This window comes from Novosphingopyxis iocasae, from assembly GCF_014334095.1.
In the GTDB taxonomy this organism is placed as follows: Bacteria; Pseudomonadota; Alphaproteobacteria; order Sphingomonadales; family Sphingomonadaceae; genus Novosphingopyxis; species Novosphingopyxis iocasae.
The window spans coordinates 688,526-709,071 of record NZ_CP060495.1; the positions used below are offsets into that span (position 1 = coordinate 688,526).

Annotated in this window: 20 protein-coding genes and 1 tRNA gene; 8 read left to right on the forward strand and 13 right to left on the reverse strand. The window is 60.8% G+C overall.

Going from position 1 to position 20,546, the window contains the following annotated elements; genetic code table 11:
• Position 1: 1 nt before the first annotated feature.
• On the forward strand, positions 2-943 hold the full coding sequence (lipA, locus tag H7X45_RS03280; protein ID WP_187336132.1) for a lipoyl synthase: 942 nt from the start codon (positions 2-4) through the stop codon (positions 941-943).
• Positions 943-1,413 (forward strand): type II toxin-antitoxin system RatA family toxin, encoded by a 471-nt coding sequence (locus tag H7X45_RS03285; protein WP_187336133.1) that lies wholly within the window; start codon positions 943-945, stop codon positions 1,411-1,413. The genes lipA and H7X45_RS03285 overlap by 1 nt, the downstream gene beginning before the upstream one ends.
• Here the strand turns inward: H7X45_RS03285 and H7X45_RS03290 are convergent.
• Together H7X45_RS03290 and H7X45_RS03295 are read right to left on the reverse strand one after the other, a co-directional pair.
• Positions 1,365-1,880 carry a CinA family protein gene (locus H7X45_RS03290; RefSeq protein WP_187336134.1) on the reverse strand — a complete coding sequence of 172 codons (516 nt, stop codon included), beginning with the start codon at positions 1,878-1,880 and terminating at the stop codon, positions 1,365-1,367. The two genes, H7X45_RS03285 and H7X45_RS03290, sit on opposite strands and share 49 nt — an antisense overlap.
• Complete coding sequence (locus tag H7X45_RS03295; RefSeq protein WP_187336135.1) at positions 1,877-3,019, reverse strand: bifunctional 2-C-methyl-D-erythritol 4-phosphate cytidylyltransferase/2-C-methyl-D-erythritol 2,4-cyclodiphosphate synthase; 1,143 nt, start codon at positions 3,017-3,019, stop codon at positions 1,877-1,879. Before H7X45_RS03295 ends, H7X45_RS03290 begins: the two co-directional genes overlap by 4 nt.
• A gap of 112 nt (positions 3,020-3,131) precedes the next feature.
• Here H7X45_RS03295 and dusB point away from each other — a divergent pair, with 112 nt between their 5' ends.
• The 5 genes from dusB to hflX all read left to right on the forward strand — a co-directional run bounded on the left by dusB (position 3,132) and on the right by hflX (position 9,774).
• Complete coding sequence (dusB, locus tag H7X45_RS03300) at positions 3,132-4,130, forward strand: tRNA dihydrouridine synthase DusB (RefSeq protein ID WP_425498180.1); 999 nt, start codon at positions 3,132-3,134, stop codon at positions 4,128-4,130.
• Between the two features lie 112 nt (positions 4,131-4,242).
• Positions 4,243-6,501, forward strand: coding sequence for a sensor histidine kinase (locus tag H7X45_RS03305; RefSeq protein WP_187336137.1), 2,259 nt, complete (start codon positions 4,243-4,245; stop codon positions 6,499-6,501).
• Positions 6,501-7,880, forward strand: coding sequence for a nitrogen assimilation response regulator NtrX (gene ntrX / locus H7X45_RS03310; RefSeq protein ID WP_187336138.1), 1,380 nt, complete (start codon positions 6,501-6,503; stop codon positions 7,878-7,880). Before H7X45_RS03305 ends, ntrX begins: the two co-directional genes overlap by 1 nt.
• 74 nt (positions 7,881-7,954) lie before the next feature.
• Positions 7,955-8,449, forward strand: a complete 495-nt coding sequence (gene hfq / locus H7X45_RS03315) for an RNA chaperone Hfq (RefSeq protein WP_187336139.1) — start codon at positions 7,955-7,957, stop codon at positions 8,447-8,449.
• Complete coding sequence (gene hflX, locus H7X45_RS03320) at positions 8,446-9,774, forward strand: GTPase HflX (protein WP_187336140.1); 1,329 nt, start codon at positions 8,446-8,448, stop codon at positions 9,772-9,774. The genes hfq and hflX overlap by 4 nt, the downstream gene beginning before the upstream one ends.
• On the opposite strand, the gene mazG is transcribed toward hflX, so the two are convergent.
• Genes mazG through H7X45_RS03370 form a run of 10 tightly spaced genes read right to left on the reverse strand, consistent with a single transcriptional unit; the run spans position 9,753 to position 18,446 of the window.
• Positions 9,753-10,529 (reverse strand): nucleoside triphosphate pyrophosphohydrolase, encoded by a 777-nt coding sequence (mazG, locus tag H7X45_RS03325; RefSeq protein WP_187336141.1) that lies wholly within the window; start codon positions 10,527-10,529, stop codon positions 9,753-9,755. The two genes, hflX and mazG, sit on opposite strands and share 22 nt — an antisense overlap.
• Positions 10,530-10,549: 20 nt before the next feature.
• On the reverse strand, positions 10,550-10,729 hold the full coding sequence (locus H7X45_RS03330; RefSeq protein ID WP_187336142.1) for a hypothetical protein: 180 nt from the start codon (positions 10,727-10,729) through the stop codon (positions 10,550-10,552).
• Positions 10,726-11,490 (reverse strand): MBL fold metallo-hydrolase, encoded by a 765-nt coding sequence (locus H7X45_RS03335; RefSeq protein WP_187336143.1) that lies wholly within the window; start codon positions 11,488-11,490, stop codon positions 10,726-10,728. Before H7X45_RS03335 ends, H7X45_RS03330 begins: the two co-directional genes overlap by 4 nt.
• Positions 11,487-12,263: a TatD family hydrolase gene (locus H7X45_RS03340; protein ID WP_187336144.1), complete on the reverse strand. Its 777-nt coding sequence runs from the start codon at positions 12,261-12,263 to the stop codon at positions 11,487-11,489. Before H7X45_RS03340 ends, H7X45_RS03335 begins: the two co-directional genes overlap by 4 nt.
• Positions 12,250-13,818 (reverse strand): methionine--tRNA ligase, encoded by a 1,569-nt coding sequence (gene metG, locus H7X45_RS03345; RefSeq protein WP_187336145.1) that lies wholly within the window; start codon positions 13,816-13,818, stop codon positions 12,250-12,252. The genes H7X45_RS03340 and metG overlap by 14 nt, the downstream gene beginning before the upstream one ends.
• Complete coding sequence (locus H7X45_RS03350) at positions 13,815-14,816, reverse strand: AAA family ATPase (RefSeq protein ID WP_187336146.1); 1,002 nt, start codon at positions 14,814-14,816, stop codon at positions 13,815-13,817. The genes metG and H7X45_RS03350 overlap by 4 nt, the downstream gene beginning before the upstream one ends.
• 4 nt (positions 14,817-14,820) lie before the next feature.
• Positions 14,821-15,447 (reverse strand): dTMP kinase, encoded by a 627-nt coding sequence (tmk, locus tag H7X45_RS03355; protein WP_187336147.1) that lies wholly within the window; start codon positions 15,445-15,447, stop codon positions 14,821-14,823.
• Positions 15,447-16,583 (reverse strand): D-alanyl-D-alanine carboxypeptidase family protein, encoded by a 1,137-nt coding sequence (locus H7X45_RS03360; RefSeq protein ID WP_187336148.1) that lies wholly within the window; start codon positions 16,581-16,583, stop codon positions 15,447-15,449. Before H7X45_RS03360 ends, tmk begins: the two co-directional genes overlap by 1 nt.
• A gap of 41 nt (positions 16,584-16,624) precedes the next feature.
• On the reverse strand, positions 16,625-17,431 hold the full coding sequence (locus tag H7X45_RS03365) for a septal ring lytic transglycosylase RlpA family protein (RefSeq protein ID WP_246449621.1): 807 nt from the start codon (positions 17,429-17,431) through the stop codon (positions 16,625-16,627).
• Positions 17,409-18,446: a lytic murein transglycosylase gene (locus tag H7X45_RS03370; protein ID WP_187336149.1), complete on the reverse strand. Its 1,038-nt coding sequence runs from the start codon at positions 18,444-18,446 to the stop codon at positions 17,409-17,411. Before H7X45_RS03370 ends, H7X45_RS03365 begins: the two co-directional genes overlap by 23 nt.
• Positions 18,447-18,623: 177 nt before the next feature.
• Here H7X45_RS03370 and H7X45_RS03375 point away from each other — a divergent pair.
• Positions 18,624-18,711 (forward strand) — tRNA-Ser (locus H7X45_RS03375).
• A 404-nt stretch (positions 18,712-19,115) separates the two neighbouring features.
• Here the strand turns inward: H7X45_RS03375 and H7X45_RS03380 are convergent.
• Positions 19,116-20,543: a sigma-54-dependent transcriptional regulator gene (locus H7X45_RS03380; protein ID WP_246449623.1), complete on the reverse strand. Its 1,428-nt coding sequence runs from the start codon at positions 20,541-20,543 to the stop codon at positions 19,116-19,118.
• Positions 20,544-20,546 lie beyond the last annotated feature (3 nt).

Sequence of the window (20,546 nt, forward strand, 5' to 3'; positions counted from 1 at the left end):
CATGAACGACATGACCAACACTCCAGTTCCCGAGAATCGTCCGGAACGCAAGCGCAAGCCGGACTGGATCCGGGTGAAGGCCCCGACCAGCCAGGGGTTTGCTGAAACGCGCAAATTGATGCGCGAGCTGAACCTGAATACCGTGTGCGAAGAGGCCGCCTGCCCGAACATCGGCGAGTGCTGGACCAAGAAGCACGCCACCGTGATGATCCTGGGCGATGTTTGCACGCGCGCCTGCGCTTTCTGCAACGTCAAGACTGGTATGCCGCGCATCGTGGACAAGTCCGAGCCCGGCCATGTCGCCGAGGCCGCGGCCAAGATGGGCCTGGAACATATCGTCATCACGTCGGTGGACCGGGACGATCTGCCGGACGGCGGCGCGGACCAATTCGTTAAAGTAATCAACGAACTGCGCAACCAGACGCCCAGCACCACGATCGAGATCCTTACGCCCGATTTCCGTAACAAGCACGAGCAGGCGATCGAGAAGATCGGCGCGGCCGGGCCAGATGTGTTCAATCATAATCTGGAAACGGTGCCGCGGCTGTATCCCACCATTCGCCCGGGCGCGCGCTATTACAGCTCGCTGCGCCTGCTGGAGCAAATGAAGCGCCACGCGCCGTCGATCTTTACCAAGTCCGGCATTATGCTCGGTCTCGGCGAACAGCGGCTGGAGGTGCATCAGGTGATGGACGATATGCGCTCCGCCGATGTCGACTTCCTCACCATGGGCCAATATCTCCAGCCGACGCCCAAGCATGCCGAGGTGGTGGACTTCGTTCCGCCCAAAGGCTTCGATGCGTTCGCTGCGATTGCGCGCGCCAAGGGCTTCCTGATGGTCGCATCTAGCCCGTTGACCCGCTCCAGCTATCATGCCGGTGACGATTTCGCGCAGATGCGGGCTGCGCGGGAGGAGAAGCTGGCCAAGGCGGCGGCGCGCTGATGCCCCGCCATAGCGAAAAGCGCCGGATGCCCTACACGCCCGAGCAGATGTATGATCTGGTCGCGGACGTGAAAAGCTACCCCGAGTTCCTGCCCTGGGTGGTGGCCATGCGCGTGCGGAAGGAACAGCCGACCGAGACGATTGCCGACATGGTGGTAGGCTTCAAGGCGATCCGGGAGAGCTTCACATCAAAGGTGGTAAAGGTGCCCAAGACGGCCATCCACGTCGAATATGTCGATGGCCCTCTGCAATATCTTCACAACGACTGGGCCTTCGAGAGCGACGGGGAAGGCGGTTGCGTCGTCGACTTTAAGGTCGATTTCGCCTTCAAGAACCGGCTGTTCCAAAGCTTGGCCGGCCAGTTTTTCGAAAAGGCTTTGATGAAGATGATCGGTGCGTTCGAAAAACGCGCTGAGGAGCTTTATGGCGCGTCGGGCAATAACAATTCGAGCGCACAGATCACCGCCTGACGGCGAATTTCGGCGCGGCTTTTGTCCTCGCCAAAGTCCTTGCGATCGGCATGGATCTGCTCGGGGTCATCGCCGCGCTTGGCTTTGGCAAATACCACCGTGCCGACCGGCTTGTTGGGCGAGCCGCCGCCGGGACCGGCAACGCCGCTGATCGCGACGGCCACATCCGCGTCGCTCTTTGCGAGCGCGCCCTGCGCCATGCCCCAGGCCACCGCCATCGAGACTGCGCCGAACACTTCGATCAGATCGGGCGCGACATCCAGCATCGCGATCTTCGCTTCATCGGCATAGGTGGTGAAGCCGCATTGGAAAACCGCGCTGCTTCCTGGAACCTCCGTCAGCGCGCCGGAGACGAGCCCACCAGTGCAACTCTCGGCAACGGTCACCCGGCGTCCGATCGCCTTGTTCTCGTCAATCACGCGCTTTGCGAGATCGTATACCTCCGGAGAGAAAAGCGTATCGGTCATGGTTCGTCCTTTCTCTGAAGCAGCGCACTGGCGCTGGCAGCGATCGCCTCGCGCCGACCGGTATAGCCCAGGCCCTCGGTAGTCGTCGCCTTAATGCTGATACGTGCGATATCGGTGCCGACGATCCGGGCAACTTCCTTGCGCATCGCCTCGCGCCGCGGCCCGATTTTGGGAGCCTCGCAGATCACCGTGCAATCGATATTGCCGATCATGTAGTGCGCGGCATCTGCTAGCGCCACCGCATGGGCCAGGAAACGGTCTGATCGCGCGCCGCGCCACTGCGGATCGCTTGGCGGGAAATGACTTCCGATGTCCCCGGCACCGATCGCACCCAGGATGGCGTCGGTGATGGCGTGAAGCACGACATCGGCGTCGCTATGGCCGGCAAGGCCGAAGTCGTGATCGAACAAAATGCCGCCCAGCCACAATTCTTCACCGCGAACCAGGCGATGCACGTCATATCCCGTCCCGATGCGGAAGGGGGGCAGGGGGCTCAGTTCCACGAAGTCCTCCGCAAAAGTGATCTTTTTCAAACGCTCATCGCCCGGCACCAGCGCTACTTCTCCCCCGCTTGCGCGCAGCATCTGGGCATCGTCGCTCGCGTCCCGATCCTCTGGCCAGGCACGGTGGGCGGCAAGAATGGCCTGAAGGTCGAACGCCTGCGGTGTCTGGACGCGGCGAAGGGCCTCGCGCGGGACAATAACTCCGTCCTCCGCCCGGATAATGCTATCGGCAACCGGCAGAACAGGAGTTGCTCCGGGCGCAGTCGCTAGAGCTGCCATCAACGCTTCGATCACACTATCCGGTACATCCGGCCGTGCGGCGTCGTGAATGAAAACTACGCCCTGCGCGCCATGTGCAGCCAGATGTTCCAGCCCGTTTCGTACACTATCGCGCCGGGTGGCACCGCCGGTGATGAGCTTTGCTTCGATACCGCCAAGCGCTGCCAGCGCTTCTCCCTCTTGCCCGGCGCCGACCACGATCGTCAGCGAGCGGACCCGCTTATCCTGCGCGAAGCGTTCGGCGCTCCAGCGAAGCAGGGGCTTGCCGAGATGAGAGCGATACTGCTTCGGCACATTGCCGCCGACGCGGCTTCCGCTGCCGGCAGCGACGATCAGGATATGCAGGTCTTGCGCCATCGCCGCGCCCTTAGCGCCCCCTGATCTTGTCCGCCAAGCGCTTTAACGCTATTTAGCGGTCTAACACGCGGGTCTAACCTGCCTCCTTCCTGTCAACATGCGGACTTACGATATGCGGCTTTCGCCCATCCAGATCGGCGACATCACCATTGCGCAGCCGGTGATCCTCGCGCCAATGACCGGTGTGACGGACATGCCGTTCCGAAAGCTTGTGCGCCGCTACGGCTCCGGCCTCAACGTGACCGAGATGATCGCCAGCCAGGCGATGATCCGTGAGACGCTCCAATCGGTCCAGAAGGCGGCGTGGGACCCGGCGGAGGAGCCGGTATCGATGCAGCTTGCCGGCTGCGATCCGCAAGTGATGGCCGAGGCGGCGAAGCTGAATGAAGATCGCGGCGCGGCGATTATCGATATCAATATGGGCTGCCCGGTGAAGAAGGTCGTCAATGGCGATGCGGGCTCTGCTCTGATGCGCGATCTTCCGCTGGCGCGTCGCTTGATCGAGGCGACCGTGAATGCCGTGAAGGTGCCGGTCACTGTAAAGATGCGCATGGGCTGGGACCATTCGAGCCTGAACGCGCCGGAGCTTGCGCATATTGCCGAGGATGTCGGTGCCAAGCTGATCACCGTGCATGGCCGCACGCGCTGCCAGATGTACAAGGGGACGGCGGACTGGTCGTTCATTGCGAAGGTGAAAGAGGCCACGAACCTTCCCGTCATCGCCAATGGCGACATCTGCTCTATCGAGGATGCCGACAAGGCGTTGGAGCAAAGCGGGGCGGATGGCGTCATGATCGGCCGCGGCGCTTATGGAAAGCCGTGGCTGCTCGGGCAGGTGATGCGCTGGTTGGCGGACGGTACCCGTCTGCCCGATCCCTCGCTGACGGAACAATATCGCCTGATCGATGAGCATTATCTGGCAATGATGGATCATTATGGTCCGGATGTCGGCGCCCGGTGCGCGCGCAAGCATCTGGGCTGGTACGTCAAGGGCCTGCCCGGTTCGGCAGAATGGCGCAATGCGGTGAATCAGGAGCCGGATCCGAAAAAGGTGCGCGATATGCTCGCCCGCTTCTACGAGCCCTATCTGGAGCGTGCAGAAGCGGCTTGACGCGTCCAGCCGGGTCCAGCGGACGGTGAATATCGCTTTTAGACCGCTTTTTGTGGTGAACCGGCCACGTTGATGGGCTAACTGTGTCCTGATGGCCACTAGCGCGCCCCGATTGGACGTTGAGATAAGCGAACGCCGCCGAAGCGTCTTCTCCCGACTGGCGGACTTCGCCGGCGGCGAACGTGCCATCTCCATATGGGAGTGGGGCAGCGCGATCGGGATGCTCCTGATTGCCGGTCTCACCTACTGGGTGCTGTCGGGCCAAGGCAGCAACAATGTGCCGCTTAGCCCTGTCGTCATGGCGGCACTGCTTGTCGTCAATCTGTTGCCCGCTACTGCAATTCTTGTCCTTGGCGGCCGGAGGATGGCGCTGCGCCGCGCCGCGCGGTCGTCGATCGGCAGCAAGGGGCGGCTCCATGTCCGGCTGGTGGCGCTGTTCTCGCTGATCGCCGCGGTACCGACCTTGCTGGTCGTGATCTTTGCCTCGATCCTGTTTCAGAGCGGTGTGCAATTCTGGTTCTCGGACCCGGCGCGCGGAATGATCGAAAATTCGGTTTCGCTCTCCAAGGGCTATTACGCCGAAAAACTGAACGACGTGCGCGACGAAACGCTCACCATGGCGAGCGATCTCAGGATCGTGCTCGGCCAAACCAGCCTGCAGTCGCCCGCCTTTCAGGATGCCTATGTCGTTCAAACCGTGGGCCGTAAATTCAATCAGGCGGTCATGGTCCAACTGGGCGAGGACGGGCGCCAGCGCACGGCCGCGGTGGCAGGTTCGGAGGGCACACCGACGGGCGATCCCCAGTGGATAGCGCCGGGCATCATGCGCCAGCTAAAGGCTGGCGAGCAGATCGTGGTGCAGGCCGATGCGGACAAGATCGAATCCGCCACGCCGATTTTTCCGGAGAGCGGGCTCTATCTCTACACCACCCGCACCGTGAATTCGGCCGGCTTCACGATGGGAGACCGCGCGCAGGAGGTGTTGAACGATTATCGCGCGCTGGCCGAGCGATCGCGCAGTCTGCAGCTTCAGTTCAATGCCGCGCTGTTCCTGATCTCACTGCTGATCATCGGCGTTGCCGTATGGGTGGCGTTGCTGGTGGCGGACCGGCTGGTCAATCCGGTTACCGAGCTGGTCTATGCCGCGCAGAATGTGGCCGACGGCAAATTTTCCACGCGCGTGCCGATCGTCGACGACCAGCCGGATGAAATCGGAATTTTGCGCCGCTCGTTCAATCGCATGACGGAGCGCCTAGAAATCCAGACCTCCGATCTGCTAGCTGCGAACAGTCAGCTCGATGGACGCCGCGCGTTCATCGAGACCGTGCTGGAATCGGTGACGGCCGGCATCGTCAGCCTGGGCGACGATGGGCGCATCCGTCTTGCCAACAGCATCGCCCAGCAATTGCTTGGCAGCGATGGCCAGGGTCTTATCGATAGGCCGCTGCGCGATGTTTCGCCCGCTATGGCGGATCTGGTCGATGGAGGAGAAGAGCGCGCGGTGATGCAGTTCGGCGGCGGTGACGATGCCCGGACGCTCGCCGTGAATCTGTCCGTCCGGCCCGACGCCAAGGTTCTGACGTTCGAGGATATTACGCAGCAACTGGTAGACCAGCGCCGCGCCGCCTGGGCCGATGTCGCCCGCCGCATCGCGCACGAAATCAAGAACCCTCTCACCCCGATCCAGCTCGCCGCCGAGCGGCTGAAGCGCAAGTTCGGCAAGGACATTACGAAAGATGGCGATGTCTTCCTGGAACTGACCGGCACGATCATTCGCCAGGTTGGCGACCTTCGCAATATCGTCGACGAGTTCTCCGCCTTCGCGCGCATGCCCAAGCCCGTCTTCCGCAGCGAGAGCCTGCAGGATATGGTCAAACAGTCGCTATTGCTTCACGAAGTCGCACACCCCGATATCATTTTCGATCTTAATGCACCGGATGAAGATGTCGAACTGGTGTGCGATCGACGCCAGATCGGCCAAGCGCTCACCAACATCATCAAGAACGCGGTGGAGGCGGTCGATGAACGTGCTCAAGCCGATCCCGATTTCAATCTCTCCGATGGCCGGATTGGCGTCCGGATCGCAAAGGGCGACGATGACATCCGTGTCGAGATTGGTGATAACGGCATCGGATTGCCCGAGGACCGCGATCGCATTGTCGAGCCCTATATGACCACCCGCGCCAGCGGCACCGGCCTCGGCCTCGCGATTGTGAAGAAGATCGTCGAGGAGCATTTCGGCGAGATCGGCTTCAGCGATTCCGCTGATGGCGGCACTTGCGTAACCTTGCGCTTCTCTCCCGCGTTGTTGGGTACGCCCGGCGGCAACAAACTCAGTGACGACCAGAACGGCCCGAAGGACCAGAATTAATGTCGCTCGATATCCTCATAGTCGATGACGAAAAGGACATTCGTGATCTCGTTGCAGGCGTGCTCTCGGACGAGGGTTTCGAAACGCGGACAGCCGAGAACAGCGATAGCGCGATGGATGCAATCAACGAACGTCGTCCGTCGCTTCTGCTTCTCGATGTCTGGCTCCGCGGCTCGAAAATGGACGGTCTCGAAATCCTCAAAGAGGTAAAGAGCCGCGATCCGGATCTTCCGGTGATCGTGTTCTCCGGTCATGGAAATATCGATACCGCGGTGGCCGCGGTGGGCATGGGCGCCGTCGATTTCATTGAGAAGCCTTTCGAGGCCGAGCGGCTGATACACCTCGTCAATCGCGCTACGGAAACCGAGCGACTGAAGCAGGAAAACGCCGTCCTCAAAGAAAAGGTAGGACAGGCCGAGGAGCTGACCGGCAATTCCAGTACCATCAACAATGTCCGCGCGACGCTGAAGCGTGTGGCCGGCACGGGAAGTCGTTTGCTGATTACCGGGCCGGCGGGCGTTGGAAAGGAAGTGGCCGCGCGGCTTTTGCATGGCTGGAGCCCGCGCGCTTCGGCAGCTTTCGTCACCGTCAGCGCTGCCCGTATGGCGCCGGATCATGTCGAGGAAGAACTGTTTGGGATGGAGCGGGAGGGGCGCCTTATTCAGGCTGGCCTGCTTGAGCGAGCCCATGGCGGCACCCTGTTCATCGACGAAGTCGCGGATATGCCGCTCAACACGCAAGGGAAAATTTTGCGTGTGCTGACCGACCAGAGCTTTATCCGCGTCGGCGGCAGCCGTCCTGTTCGTGTCGACGTGCGCTTCATCTCTTCCACCTCGCGCGATCTTGCGGAGGAAATTGAGGCAAAGCGGTTCCGGGAAGATCTGTTCTACAGGCTCAACGTGGTGCCGATCGATCTGCCGCCGTTGACCGAGCGGCGCGAGGACATCCCGGCGCTGGCGCGTCATTTCGTCGCCCGCTTCTCCAGCGAACAGCATATAGCGCCACCCGAGATTACCGAAGAGGCGATGGCAGCGCTGCAATCATGTGAGTGGCCGGGTAATGTCCGCCAACTCCGCAATGTGATCGAGCGGACGATCATTCTTTCCCCGGTCGAGCGGCGGGACAAGATCGAACTCGACATGTTGCCGCCGGAAGTGATGGGACAGGATGGAAATTCGGGGTCCGCAATCACCAACATGATGGGATCGCCGCTGCGCGAAGCCAGGGAAACCTTTGAACGCGAATATCTTCGCATCCAGATCCGGCGTTTTTCGGGGAACGTGTCTCGCACGGCTACGTTCATCGGTATGGAGCGCTCTGCCCTGCACAGGAAGCTCAAGCTTCTCGGAATTTCCGATCGGAAAAAGGAAGGCGATTAAGCCCTCGGCAGACAGAGTGACGATAACAATAATCCGCGGGGACAAACGCCCGCCAAATTCGGGGGAACAATCGAATGGCAGATGGAAATAACGGACTTCAGGACCTGTTCCTGAACAATTTGCGCAAGACCAAGACGCCGGTAACGATGTTTTTGGTGAAGGGCGTAAAACTGCAGGGTATCATCACCTGGTTTGACAACTTTTCCGTGCTCCTGCGCCGCGATGGCCAGGCCCAGCTTGTCTACAAGCATGCGATCAGCACAGTCATGGCTAGTGAGCCTGTCGAGATGGAACAGTTCGACGACCTGATGGCGTCGGCGAACAACCGCAAAGGCGTGTTGCAGGAGGTGTTCCTCCATGCCGTGCGCGATACCGAGGAGCCGGTGACGATGTTCCTGGTGAACGGCGTAATGCTGCAGGGGACCATCCGCGCATATGACCTGTTCTCGCTACTGCTGGAGCGGGAAAATATGTGCCAGCTCGTTTACAAGCACGCCGTGTCGACCGTTCAGCCGCTGCAGCCGATCAACCTTGCCGAATATAACCGCGAAGACGAGGAGGACGATTGAGTACCGGTTTTACGCTCGGACGCGAGGATGAATTTTCCCGCGGTGCCCGTACGGTGCTCGTCCTCCCGCAGATCGACCGAGAGTCCGGTTTCGACGCCGACGCGCGGCTTGAGGAGGGCAGGGGGCTAGCCCTCGCAATCGGACTGAATGTCGTAGAATCGCGCACCTACCGCGTGCGCACGCCACGCGCAGCCACCCTACTGGGCGGCGGGCAGGTTGAGGAAATCGCGGCGGCGATTGAAGAGAACGATGCTGAACTGCTGATCGTTGACGCGCAGCTAAGCGCAATCCAGCAGCGCAACCTGGAGGACAAGACCGGTACCAAGGTGATCGACCGCACCGGGCTCATCCTCGAAATTTTTGGTGAGCGCGCAGCAACCGCCGAAGGTCGTCTGCAGGTTGAGCTTGCCCATCTTGATTATCAGGCCGGTCGTCTCGTCCGCAGCTGGACGCACCTTGAACGCCAGCGCGGCGGCTTTGGTTTTCTAGGCGGTCCGGGTGAAACCCAGATCGAAGCCGACCGTCGCCTGATCCGTGATCGCATGGCCAAGCTGCGCCGGGAACTGGAGGATGTGCGCCGCACGCGCTCGCTGCATCGCGACCGGCGTCAGCGCGCTCCCTGGCCCGTCGTGGCGCTGGTCGGCTATACCAATGCCGGAAAGTCCACGCTTTTCAACCGCCTGACCGGAAGTGACGTCATGGCGGAAGATCTGCTGTTCGCCACGCTCGATCCCACCATGCGTGAGATCAGTCTGCCCGGTCTGGATAAAGCAATATTGTCAGATACCGTCGGCTTCGTTTCCGATTTGCCGACCGAACTCATTGCTGCCTTCCGGGCGACGTTGGAGGAAGTGACGGCCGCGGATCTGATCGTCCATGTGCGCGATATTGCGCACGAGGAAAGCGATGCGCAGCGGGCCAATGTTTTGGCCATCCTTCGCGATCTGGGCGTGAACGGGGAAGGGGAGGAAGATCCGATCCCGATCCTTGAGGTCTGGAACAAGATCGACCTTATCGGATCTGAGCGGCGAGCCGATCTGGCAGAAGCGGCGGCGGGCCTGGACGACGTGGCTACGATCTCGGCCGTTACCGGTGAGGGCGTTGAGGCCATGCGCGAGCTGGTCGCAGGCAAGTTGACTGCGGACGACCGCGAAGCGGTGGTGCGTTTACCGGCGGGTGAGGGACGTCTGCTTGCCTGGTTGCATGAAAATGGACGGGTGCTGGGTCAATCGCAGGATGGCGAAATGACAGAATTGAACGTTCGCATGTCGGAGCGCAATTGGGGGCGTTTCCGGCGTCTTGATCAGTCCGCCGAAGATGCCTGAGCACGCTTGGCGGTAGCCCACAGTTCTTCGAGGCTTTCGAGGGTTAAGCTTCCAAGGGGTTGATCCGCAGACTTTTCCATCTGGCGGAAGCGCCGTTCGAATTTTGCCGTCGCACCGCGAAGCGCGGTTTCCGGATCGACTGCACGATGCCGCGCGTAGTTGACGACGGCGAACAGCAGATCACCGACCTCGTCCTCCACATCCGCGGCGCTCGTCGCCGCTTCGGCCTCGTCCAGTTCCTCAATAATCTTGGCTTTCGCGCCACTTGCGTCAGGCCAGTCAAAGCCCACGCGGGCCGCGCGCTTCTGGATCTTTTGAGCTCGCAACAGCGCAGGTAGTGCCAGCGCAACACCGTCCAGCACGCCAACATCGCCGCGTTCGGCCGCCTTGATCTCCTCCCAGCGCTGTTCGATAGCGTGGGTTTCATTGGGCGAACTTTGATCGAAGATATGGGGATGGCGGCGAACCATCTTGTCGCAGATCGCTTTGATCACGTCCTCAATGGCGAAAGCATCAGCTTCCTCGGCCATCCGCGCGTGGAAGACCACTTGGAGTAGCAGATCGCCAAGCTCATCCTTCAGCTCGGGCATGGAGCCACGCGCGATCGCGTCGGCAACTTCATAGGCCTCTTCAATGGTATAGGGCGCGATGCTGGCGAAGGTTTGGGCCAAGTCCCATTCGCATCCGCCTTGCGGGTCGCGCAGGCGCGCCATGATGGTTACGAGGTCGTTAAAGCTGTTGCGAGTTTCGGCCATTCTAAGTGCGATAATACATATTATGTTAAATCTGTGATCAAGTTGATGATGAGATAGGCTGCGACGAATATGGCCACCCAGATCAGTCCGATGCGCACAGCGCCTTTCAGTGGTACGCGCCGTGCCATGAGCGAGCTAATGCATAGCACCAGAATGCCGATCGCCCAGATCAAGTTCACGCCCAGGCCGCCGCCGATCACCAGACGAACTCCAGTCCGTCATAGGCCGGCTCCACATGCTCCGGCAGCTCAGCTTTTAGTGTGACATAGTCCATCGACTGGTCGAGATGGGTCAGCGCCGCCTGTTTAACGCCCAAATCGTCGATCCACCGCAGAACCTGCGCAAGATGCGGATGCGTCGGATGCGGACGGCGCCGCACCGAGTCCACCACCCACAGATCGACCCCTTTGAACAGTTTGCGAGCTTCATCGGTCAAGACGTTGAAGTCCGTGGCATAGGCCATGGCCACATCGCCGATGTCGAAACGCATCGCCGCAGAACTGATGGGGCCATGCGGGAGATCGACCACGCGCACGCGAACACCTGCGATCATGCTGTCGTCGGGTAAAAGATCGACGCTGGCATAAGCGGGATATTCGTTGAAGCCCTGAAAGGCATACGGGAAACGGTCGGTCAGGATGGCCTGAGTGCGTTCGCGCGCATAGCCCTGTACCGTGCCCCGATTGTTGAAATAAACGCCGCGCAGTTCATCGATCCCATGGCAATGATCGGCATGCTCATGCGTCCAGATCACCGCGTCGAGCGTCGCCACATTCGCATCCAGCAGTTGCTCACGGCAGTCCGGCCCTGTGTCGACGATGATGTTCTTACCGTCATGCTCGATCAAGATCGAGGCACGTCGGCGCCGGTTACGCGGATCACCGGGATCGCAATCGCCCCAATCATTGCCGATCCGCGGAACACCCGAACTGGTCCCGCTGCCAAGAACCCGCAGCTTCACTGGACCGCCTTCGAAAAGAGCGTGTAGAAATTCTCCGTCGTGCTTTCGCCGAGCTGTTCGATCGGGACGCCGCGAAGCTCTGCAACATAGGCCGCCGTATCAACAACGAACGCGGGTTCGCAGGGTTTGCCGCGATGCGGAACGGGCGCCAGAAACGGGCTGTCGGTTTCGACAAGTAGCCTGTCCTTTGGAACTTTGGCTGCTACTTCTTTCAATTCCCTGGCATTCTTGAACGTCACGATACCGGAAATCGAAATGTAGAGGCCTAGGTTCAGCACCTTCTTCGCGAAATCGGCGCTGGCGGTGAAGCAATGGATCAAGGCCGGAAAAGCCCCCTTCCCCATCTCCTCCTGCAGGATTTGAAAGGTATCGGCCTCGGCCTCGCGGGTGTGGATGATCAGCGGCAGTCCGGTTTCGCGGCTCGCCGCTACATGCGCGCGAAAGCCGCGCCGCTGCTGATCGCGGTCGCTATGGTCATAATAATAATCGAGACCGCTTTCGCCGATGCCGATCACGCGGGCGCGCTCAGCGGCTGCTACCAGCTTGGCGGTGTCCATTTCGGGGTGGGCATCCGCCTCGTGCGGATGAATGCCGATCGAGGCCCAGACGTCAGACTCGCGTTCGGCGGTCGCCACCACATCGTCCCATTCGCTTTCGCGGGTCGATATATTGAGCATGGCGGAAACGCCGCGTGCACGAGCGGCCGCGAGCACTTCCTGCTGCCGATCGACCAGCCCGTCATAATTTAGATGGCAGTGGCTATCGACCAGCATCGGTCGCCTCCAATTCCAATCGCGGAAAAATGCCCTCGGGTTTGCCAAGCGGCGCACCGGCGGCGCGTGCCTGGTACCAATTCTGATCAGCGATATCGCGCCAGTTGCGGGCTTCGATACCCATTTGATCGAGCAGCTTCTGGGCTGCATCCGGAACGATCGGAGCAATCGCTATCGCCAGCGTGCGGATGCAAATGAAAAGCTGGCTCAAAACCGCCGCCATCCGTTCGGGATCGGTTTTCTTGAGTGTCCAGGGCGCTTGCTCATCGACATATTGATTGCACGCGAACACCGCCCGGATCCACGCCTCGAGACCGTGCGAGAACGTAAAGCGCTCGAATGCCTCCGGCAGTTCCTCACCGCACGCATTCTGGACGAGCGCCTGAAGCTCACGATCAGCTTCTGTCGGCTCCCATCCAGTAGCTAGTTTGCCATCCAGGTTCTTGTGGATCATCGACAATGTCCGCTGCGCGAGATTGCCGAAGCTGTTTGCGAGGTCAGCATTTGCGCGGGTCACGATGGCCTCATCCGAAATGCTGCCGTCCTGCCCGAAACTGACGTCCCGCATCAGGAAATAGCGAATGGCGTCCGATCCGAAGCGATCTGCCAACGCGATGGGATCGGTGACATTGCCGAGCGATTTGGATTCCTTCTGCCCGCGATTGAGGATGAACCCATGAGCGTGCACCTGATGCGGCAACTCGATCCCCGCGCTCAGCAGGAACGCCGGCCAGTAAACCGCATGAAAGCGCACGATGTCCTTGCCGATCAGGTGGACATTCGCGGGCCAGAATTTTTCGACCAGTGCATCCTTGTCGTCCGGAAAGCCAAGGCCGCTCAAATAATTGGTGAGCGCATCGATCCAGACATACATCACATGATCCGGATCATCCGGCACCGGCACGCCCCAATCGAAACTGGTGCGAGAGATAGATAGGTCGTTGAGGCCACCTTCGACAAAGCGGATGACCTCGTTGCGGCGGCTATCAGGCTGAATGAACTCCGGATGGTCCGCATACAGTGCCAGCAGACGCTCTTGATAGGCTGAAAGACGGAAGAACCAGCTTTCCTCGACCGTCCATTCCACCGGCGTTCCCTGCGGGGAGAGCTTCGCGCCCCCTTCCCCGTCCAGCAGTTCGCCCTCCGCATAATAAGCTTCGTCGCGAACCGAATACCATCCTTCGTAGCGGTCCCGATACAGATCGCCGCTCGCTTCCATACGCTTCCAGATTTCCTGCGCGGCGATGTGGTTGGCGTCCTCGCTCGTGCTGATAAACCGATCATAGCTGATCCGGTAGCGCTCACACAGCTCAGTGAAGTGGGGCGTCATCTGTGCCGCGAATTCGGACGGATCGAGGCCCTTTTCGCGCGCGGTCTTCACCATCTTCAGGCCATGGACGTCGACGCCGGTCTGGAAACGGACCTCGCGTCCCTGGGAGCGGCGGAAACGGGCGATGACGTCGGCCGCAATCCCTTCATAGGCGTGGCCGATATGCGGCTTGCCATTGGGATAATTGATCGCGGTGGTGACGTAGAATGGGCTGGTGTCGGTCATTGCCGTGCATCCCTATGGGCAGAGAGGCCTGCCAGCAACCGCGCCATGCGAAAAACCACACTCTGCTTGTCCAGCGTAAGCGGGACAGCGCGTGCGGCAAGGTCGCTGGCCTCACGCCAGGCATCAATTACTGGGGCCACATTGGCGGGGGGGGTCTCGCGCGCGATGGCTGCGAAATAAGCAGGCGCCTGCTCCAGAAAGGCGAGATATCGCTCATTCGCGGCTTTCAGCGAAAGCTTTTGCGCAAGTCCGGATCCCAGGCTGCCGCTGCGATCGCCCTCGCGGTAAATCTGCGACAGCTGCCGGTCGAGCGCACCCAAGTCGAGCCCGTGCATGGCAATCGCGCGGCCCGGTGATCCTTCCGCGGCGAGGATCAGCGCCGCAAGGTCCTGGTCCGGCAGATCGGGCAGCGCAGAACGCAGGAAAGCATCCATCTGTTCATCGCTCAAGGGGTCGAAACGCTGAACCCGGCAGCGCGAACGAATTGTCGGAAGCAGTCGCTGCGGTGCATGTGAAACTAGGAAAAACACAGTGTTTTCCGGTGGTTCTTCCAAGTTTTTCAGAAGCGCGTTGGCACCGCTGCGCTCCAGATCATCAGCGGCATCCACTATGATGACACGCCGCGGCGCGATCGACGTCTTACCGCCGAGCAATGGCTGCAGCGATCGCACCTGATCGACGCTGATATTGCGCTTGAGATCCGCCTCATCGCTGACATCTTCCGGATCGAGCCCGTCCTTCTTGGGCAAGCGCTGCAAAATCTTAAGGTCGGGGTGCGATCCGGCGCGGATCAACGCAGCTGCCTGGCCTTCTTGGGAAGCGGAAAAACCTTCGAATCCATCATTATCGCTCAGAAGCAACCGCGCGGCGCGTAGCGCGAAACTGGCTTTGCCCATGCCCTTAGGCCCGCTCAGAAGCCAGGCGTGGTGAAGCCGTCCTTCGTCCAAACCGGCGAGAACCGCCGCTTCCGCGCGATCATGTCCGATGAAGTTCGCCATCACGTCACGAGATATAGTCGCCGAGCGCCGAAACCAAAGCGCGGGTGACCTCTTCCGGCGGCCCGCTTGCTTCAATTCGACGAAAGCGATCCGGTTCGGCCGCAGCGTAGCGGCGGAACGCGCCGGCGACATCGGCATGGAACTGCTCGTCCCGCCCGCCGATGCGATCGCCCGCCCCGCCATCGCGACGATGGGCGCGTCGTCCTGCCTCGCCCCCTGGCAGTTCCAGCAACAAAACGCGATCGGGCAATAATCCGTCGCTGCCAATGCGGTGCAAGGTCATCAAATCATCGTCCGGCAGTCCGCTGGCCGATTGATAGGCACGCGAGCTGTCGACATAACGGTCGCTCAAGACCCATTGGCCCTGTTCGATTGCCGGGCGGATCAGCTTGGCGACATGATCGGCACGCGCCGCGGCAAATAGTAATGCCTCGCTCTCCGGCGTCCAGCGATCTGCCGCTCCTTCCAGCAGCAAATTGCGGATCGCCTCGGCCCCCACCGTTCCGCCGGGCTCGCGTGTGGTAACCACATCGATGCCGCGGCGCGAAAGGTCGGCGGCCAGCGCCTTCACCTGCGTGGACTTGCCGGTCCCCTCGCCCCCCTCCAGTGCGATGAAACGGCCCCGTTCCATCAGGCGAAAAGCGACAGGAAGCCGTTCCAGATGCGGGAAAAAATGCCGGCCTCGCCGACATCCTCGCCCGCCACCAGCGGCATTTGTTGGGTCGATCCGTCCGCCGTGGTCACGATCAGGTCCGCCACCTTGTCGCCCTTCGCGATCGGCGCGGTGAGCGGCCCCTCATAGCGCACCGCGACTTTGTAATCGCCGCCCTGCGTCGCCGGCAGCGTCACGGCCAGATCGCGCGGTGCAACAAGCGGAACGCTGCGAGAGCCGCCCTGTTGCACCTTCGCTTCAATGACTTCCGTACCCTTTTTATAGAGGGGCTTAGTCGTCCATGCACCGAAGCCCCAGTTCATGAAGGCAACGGATTCCTTGATACGGTTGTTATAGGTGTCGAGTCCGGCGACGACCGCCACCAAGCGGCGGCCATTCTGTTCGGCCGATCCGGTAAATCCATAGCCGGCCTCTTCAGTGTGGCCGGTCTTGAGCCCGTCGGCACCTTGCACCTTGCCGATCAGCGGATTGCGGTTGGGCTGTTTAATCCCCTGCCAGGTGAAGTTATGCTGCCCGTAATATTCTTCGTAGAGTTTCGGATGTTCCTCGATCGTCGCCTTGGCTAGCGTGGCCAGGTCTTTCGCGGTCACATAGGTTACGCCTTCGTCGGGCCAGCCGTTCGTATTGCCGAAATGGCTGTTGCTCATACCGATCTTGCGAGCCTTCTCGTTCATCATACCGACGAACGCCTGCTCCGAGCCGGCAAGCCCCTTGGCCAGAACCACGGTGGCGTCATTGCCCGAAAGCGTCACGATGCCGTGCAGCAGATTGCGCACCGAAACCTGTTCGTTGACGCCAAGAAACATGGACGATCCACGATTATTCCATTCGCGCCAGGAATCCTCGCCGACCAGAATTTTCTTGTCGGCGTTCACCTTGCCGCTGTCGATCAGATCGAAAGCGACCAGCACCGTCATCATCTTGGCCATCGAGGCCGGGGGCATTCGCTTGTCCGCAGCGCGCGAATAGAGCACCGCGCCGGAGCTCAGATCGACCATATATGCGATCGGAGCTGTGCTGTCATAACTCGGTGCCTGGGCGGAGGCGGGAACGGCAAGCGTAAGGGCGGCGGCGAGACTGAGGAAATGGCGCATGAAATTCCGTCGATAGATGGAGTGAGGACAAACAGGTTCGATCAGCGATTCAGGATCATGGCGTCCGAATAGCCCGCCCGGCGCGCCGCTTCCACCCCTACGCGTGCGGCTTCTCCAGAAGAATAGGGGCCGAGCAGCACCTGCCAGTGACCTGAGCCGCTTGGCCGAATGCTGGCGCCAAGGCGCGAAGCGAGCCGCGACGCATTGGCCTTCTCCGAAAAACTGGCGACCTGAACATAGAGAACAGAGGATTGCGGCGCGACCTGTTGCGATGACGTCAAGCCGCCGCCTTGGTTCAATCTGGCCCGCAGACCAGCGATTTCGCGCGGCGATGCGCTGGGCCGGTTAACGCGCTTGCCTTGGCGCAGGCGTCGGCGCTCGCTCTCGACCGGTTCGACACGCCGGACCCGGACCGGCGCAATCCCTGCTGCCTTGACGCCAAGTTCTTCCGCCGCACCCTCTGAAAGATCGATAATGCGCCCCGCAACAAATGGCCCGCGGTCGTTGATGCGCAGAAGGATGGTGCGCCCGGTCTCCAGTGCAGTCACCTCGACATAGCTCGGTAGCGGCAGCGTGCGGTGCGCGCCGGTGATCGCGGACTTGTGAAAAGGCTCGCCCCGCGCCGTCGCTCTCCCCTCATGCGCGCCGCCGTACCAGCTGGCATAGCCTACCGCGTCATAAGCTGGATCATCGGCGGGGACGTAGGTTGCGCCGCGCACAGTATAGGGAGCGCCGATCTTGACCGGACTGTCGGAAATTTCCCTAAGCTGCGGACCGCCGGAACAGGAAGCCAGCGCGGCTGACATCAGCCCAAGAAAGATCAGCTTAGCGCTGGATCTGATCAGCAAGAAGGCCAACCCCCATGGCGTAGAAATTCGAGCAATTATAATCCAGGATCGCGCGGTAATTACCGGTGAGCAGATAGGCCGTGTTGCCGGGGCCGTCGGGCTCCAGCAGCGTGGCGAGGATCCTGTCCTTGTCCTGCGGCCAGAAACCGGCCTGCGGGCGGAAGCCGAGTTGTTCCCATTCGGCCAACGTCATCCAGCGGCTATGCCGTTCGAACACGCGCGGGCAGCGCGTAGGCACGGTCCGATTGCGGTAAGCGCTGCGATCAAAACCGGAGGGCACGTCCACCGCAACGCCCCAGGGCCGGTCCGCCCGCCATCCCGCGGCAACCAGATAATTGGCGATCGACGCCATCGCGTCCGCCTCGCTATCCCAGATGTCGGCAAAGCCGTTGCGGTCCTCGTCTACCGCGAGGCGCAAATAAACAGACGGCAGGAATTGCGGCTTGCCCATGGCGCCGGCCCAGCTGCCGGTCAATTTGGTGCGCGGAACGCCCCGATCGACCATCTTGAGCGCTGCTATCGCCTCCCCCTCGAACAAGGCACGGCGGCGTCCTTCATAAGCGAGCGTCGCCAGCGCGCTGATCGTATCGAAATTGCCGGTATAGCTGCCGAAATTGCTCTCCTTGCCGTAGATCGCGAGAATGATGCCAGGCGGCACACCCAGTTCGCGCTCGATCTGATCAAGCTGGGGACGCAATTCGCGATATTTATCGCGGCCCGGCCCGGCCTTGCCGATAATAGCGCGCTGCTCATCCGACCCGGTAAACATCGGGATCGCACCGCTCCCCCCGCCCCCGCTCGCCTTCTGGTCGATGCGGATCGCGGTTTCGCTGAACGTAAGCGTGGGCAGAACGCGGTCGAGCGTAGCGGCGCTCACGCCTTCTGCCAGCGCAGCGGCGCGCAGCTGCGTCAGATAGGCCTGAAAGCCCGCAGCATCCTGCGCGAACGCCGGTTGAGAGCTGGCCAGCATCAGCGATGCAAGACCTGTGACGATTGCCAGAACAATACGCGGCATGAAGAACTCCCTTGGGCCACAAATCTATGGTGCAGCGTCGTTGTCGCACGGATGAACCGCGCGCGAAACCGCAAATGGTCGCCGCTTCGACACGCTTCAGCGCAAGGCTAGGCAGCGGCGTAGCACCGCGCTAAGGGAACCCGCGACCGGACGGCTCGAACAGGCCTGTCCAGCACCGGAAGGGTGGCAGAGTGGTCGATTGCAGCGGTCTTGAAAACCGCCGATGCGCAAGCATCCGTGGGTTCGAATCCCACCCCTTCCGCCAGTTAACTGGGGAATGCGCGGCTTAGCGGACACGAGCAAAATTCGCTGATACTAAATTATCAGATTTTGGCGGTTTATAGCGATTTTATCCGGCTATTTTATTTCGATACAAGATCGTCATCTGCGCAGGAGTGCGGATAGATTGGCTATTACTAATCGCGTGCCGAAGCTATCGGAGCTAAATTCGAGATGTTGGATGCTTCTCGCATGCCCAAAACCACGGCCCGCCGAAGGCAGTGCGGAGCATTACCCGAAGATTGGTAAGCGTATTCGACCAGTGGTCGGACGACGGGATCGGCGGTACGGCTGACCAAGCTTGTTCGCTTAATTGCATGCAAAGTCTGTTACAACATTTCCTGTACGCAACCCATCTTCCACCAGAAATAGTTTGGCTTGTAATGCCCCTCAGCCAGTGCGGTCTATAATTCGGCTGCGGCGGACCATTTTTCGATTTTGCGATAAACGGTGGAAGGGTTGATCGCCAAATCCTTGGCTGCGGGTCACGTTTCCCTGATTGCGCTTGATGGCCGCCTGGATGACGATCCGCTCGATTTGCTCCAGCGTAAGTCCTTCGAGGTCCGCCAAGTCGATCGCATCAGCGGGTTTGGTGGCGCTCTGCGGCAACGGATCGCGAAGGGCGTCGCAGGCCAGGAGCGGCTTTGGGACCGTTCCCGCCGGATGGGCAGTGAGCTGAACGTCCACCTCCTCGCCCGGTGCGGTAACGATGGCTCGGCGCAGGGCGTTTTGCAATTCGCGGACATTGCCGGGCCAAGGATGGGTAGCAATCTGCGCGCGGCTGGATGCGCTCAGGCGCATGTTCGGGCGGCGCTCCTCCTCGGCAATAGCTTGCGTCAGGCGATCGGCCAATAGCAGGATGTCGTTGCCCCGGTCGCGTAGCGGCGGAAGATGGATGGGTATGACGTTGAGGCGGTAAAAGAGGTCTTCGCGAAAGCGCCCCTCGGCAACTTCGCGAAGCGGGTCTCGATTGGTTGCGCACACAATCCGCACATCCACTGCTTCAGCCTTGGAGGAGCCCACACGTTGGATCATGCCTGTCTGCAGAAAGCGCAACAGCTTCACCTGCAGTTTGAGCTCCATCTCGCAGATTTCATCCAGAAACAATGTGCCGCCATCGGCTGCCTTCGCCGCGCCGATGCGATTTTCGACGGCACCGGTAAACGCACCTTTGACATGGCCGAACAACTCGCTTTCCAGCAGATTTTCGGGAATGGCGCCGCAATTAATCGCGACGAAGGCCTTGCGACTGCGCCGCGAGGATGCATGCAGCGCCTCGGCGGTCACTTCCTTGCCCGTTCCGCTTTCCCCCGTCACAAATACGGCCGCCCTTGAATCGGAGACCTGTTCGATCGTGCGGAATACTGCCTTCATCGCGGCCGACTGTCCGATGAACCCGTGGAAGCCGTCGGCGGTGGAGCGGCTTTCCGACCTCGCCTCCCCTCGGCCAGTGTCCTGACGCTGTGTTACGGCCGACCTGACGGTGGCGAGCAGCCGGGTACCCGCGACCGGCTTTACGAGAAAATCGAACGCGCCCAGCCGCATGGCGGATATCGCCCGCGAGAGCGAACCGTCGGACGTGATGACAATGAAAGCCGGGGAAGTATCATCGCCCTCTTCGAGCAACGACAGACCGTCGCCGTCAGGCAATTGCAAATCAAGGAGCGCTGCCGCGAAGACTTTTTCGCCTACCGCCTCGCGCGCTTCCGCAAGCGTGGAAGCCAAGGTGACGGCATAGCCCGCTTCCTCAAGCTGCGCCGCATAACCCAGTGCAAGTGATGGGCTGTCTTCGATGATCAATATGTTCGGCTTGGCCATAAT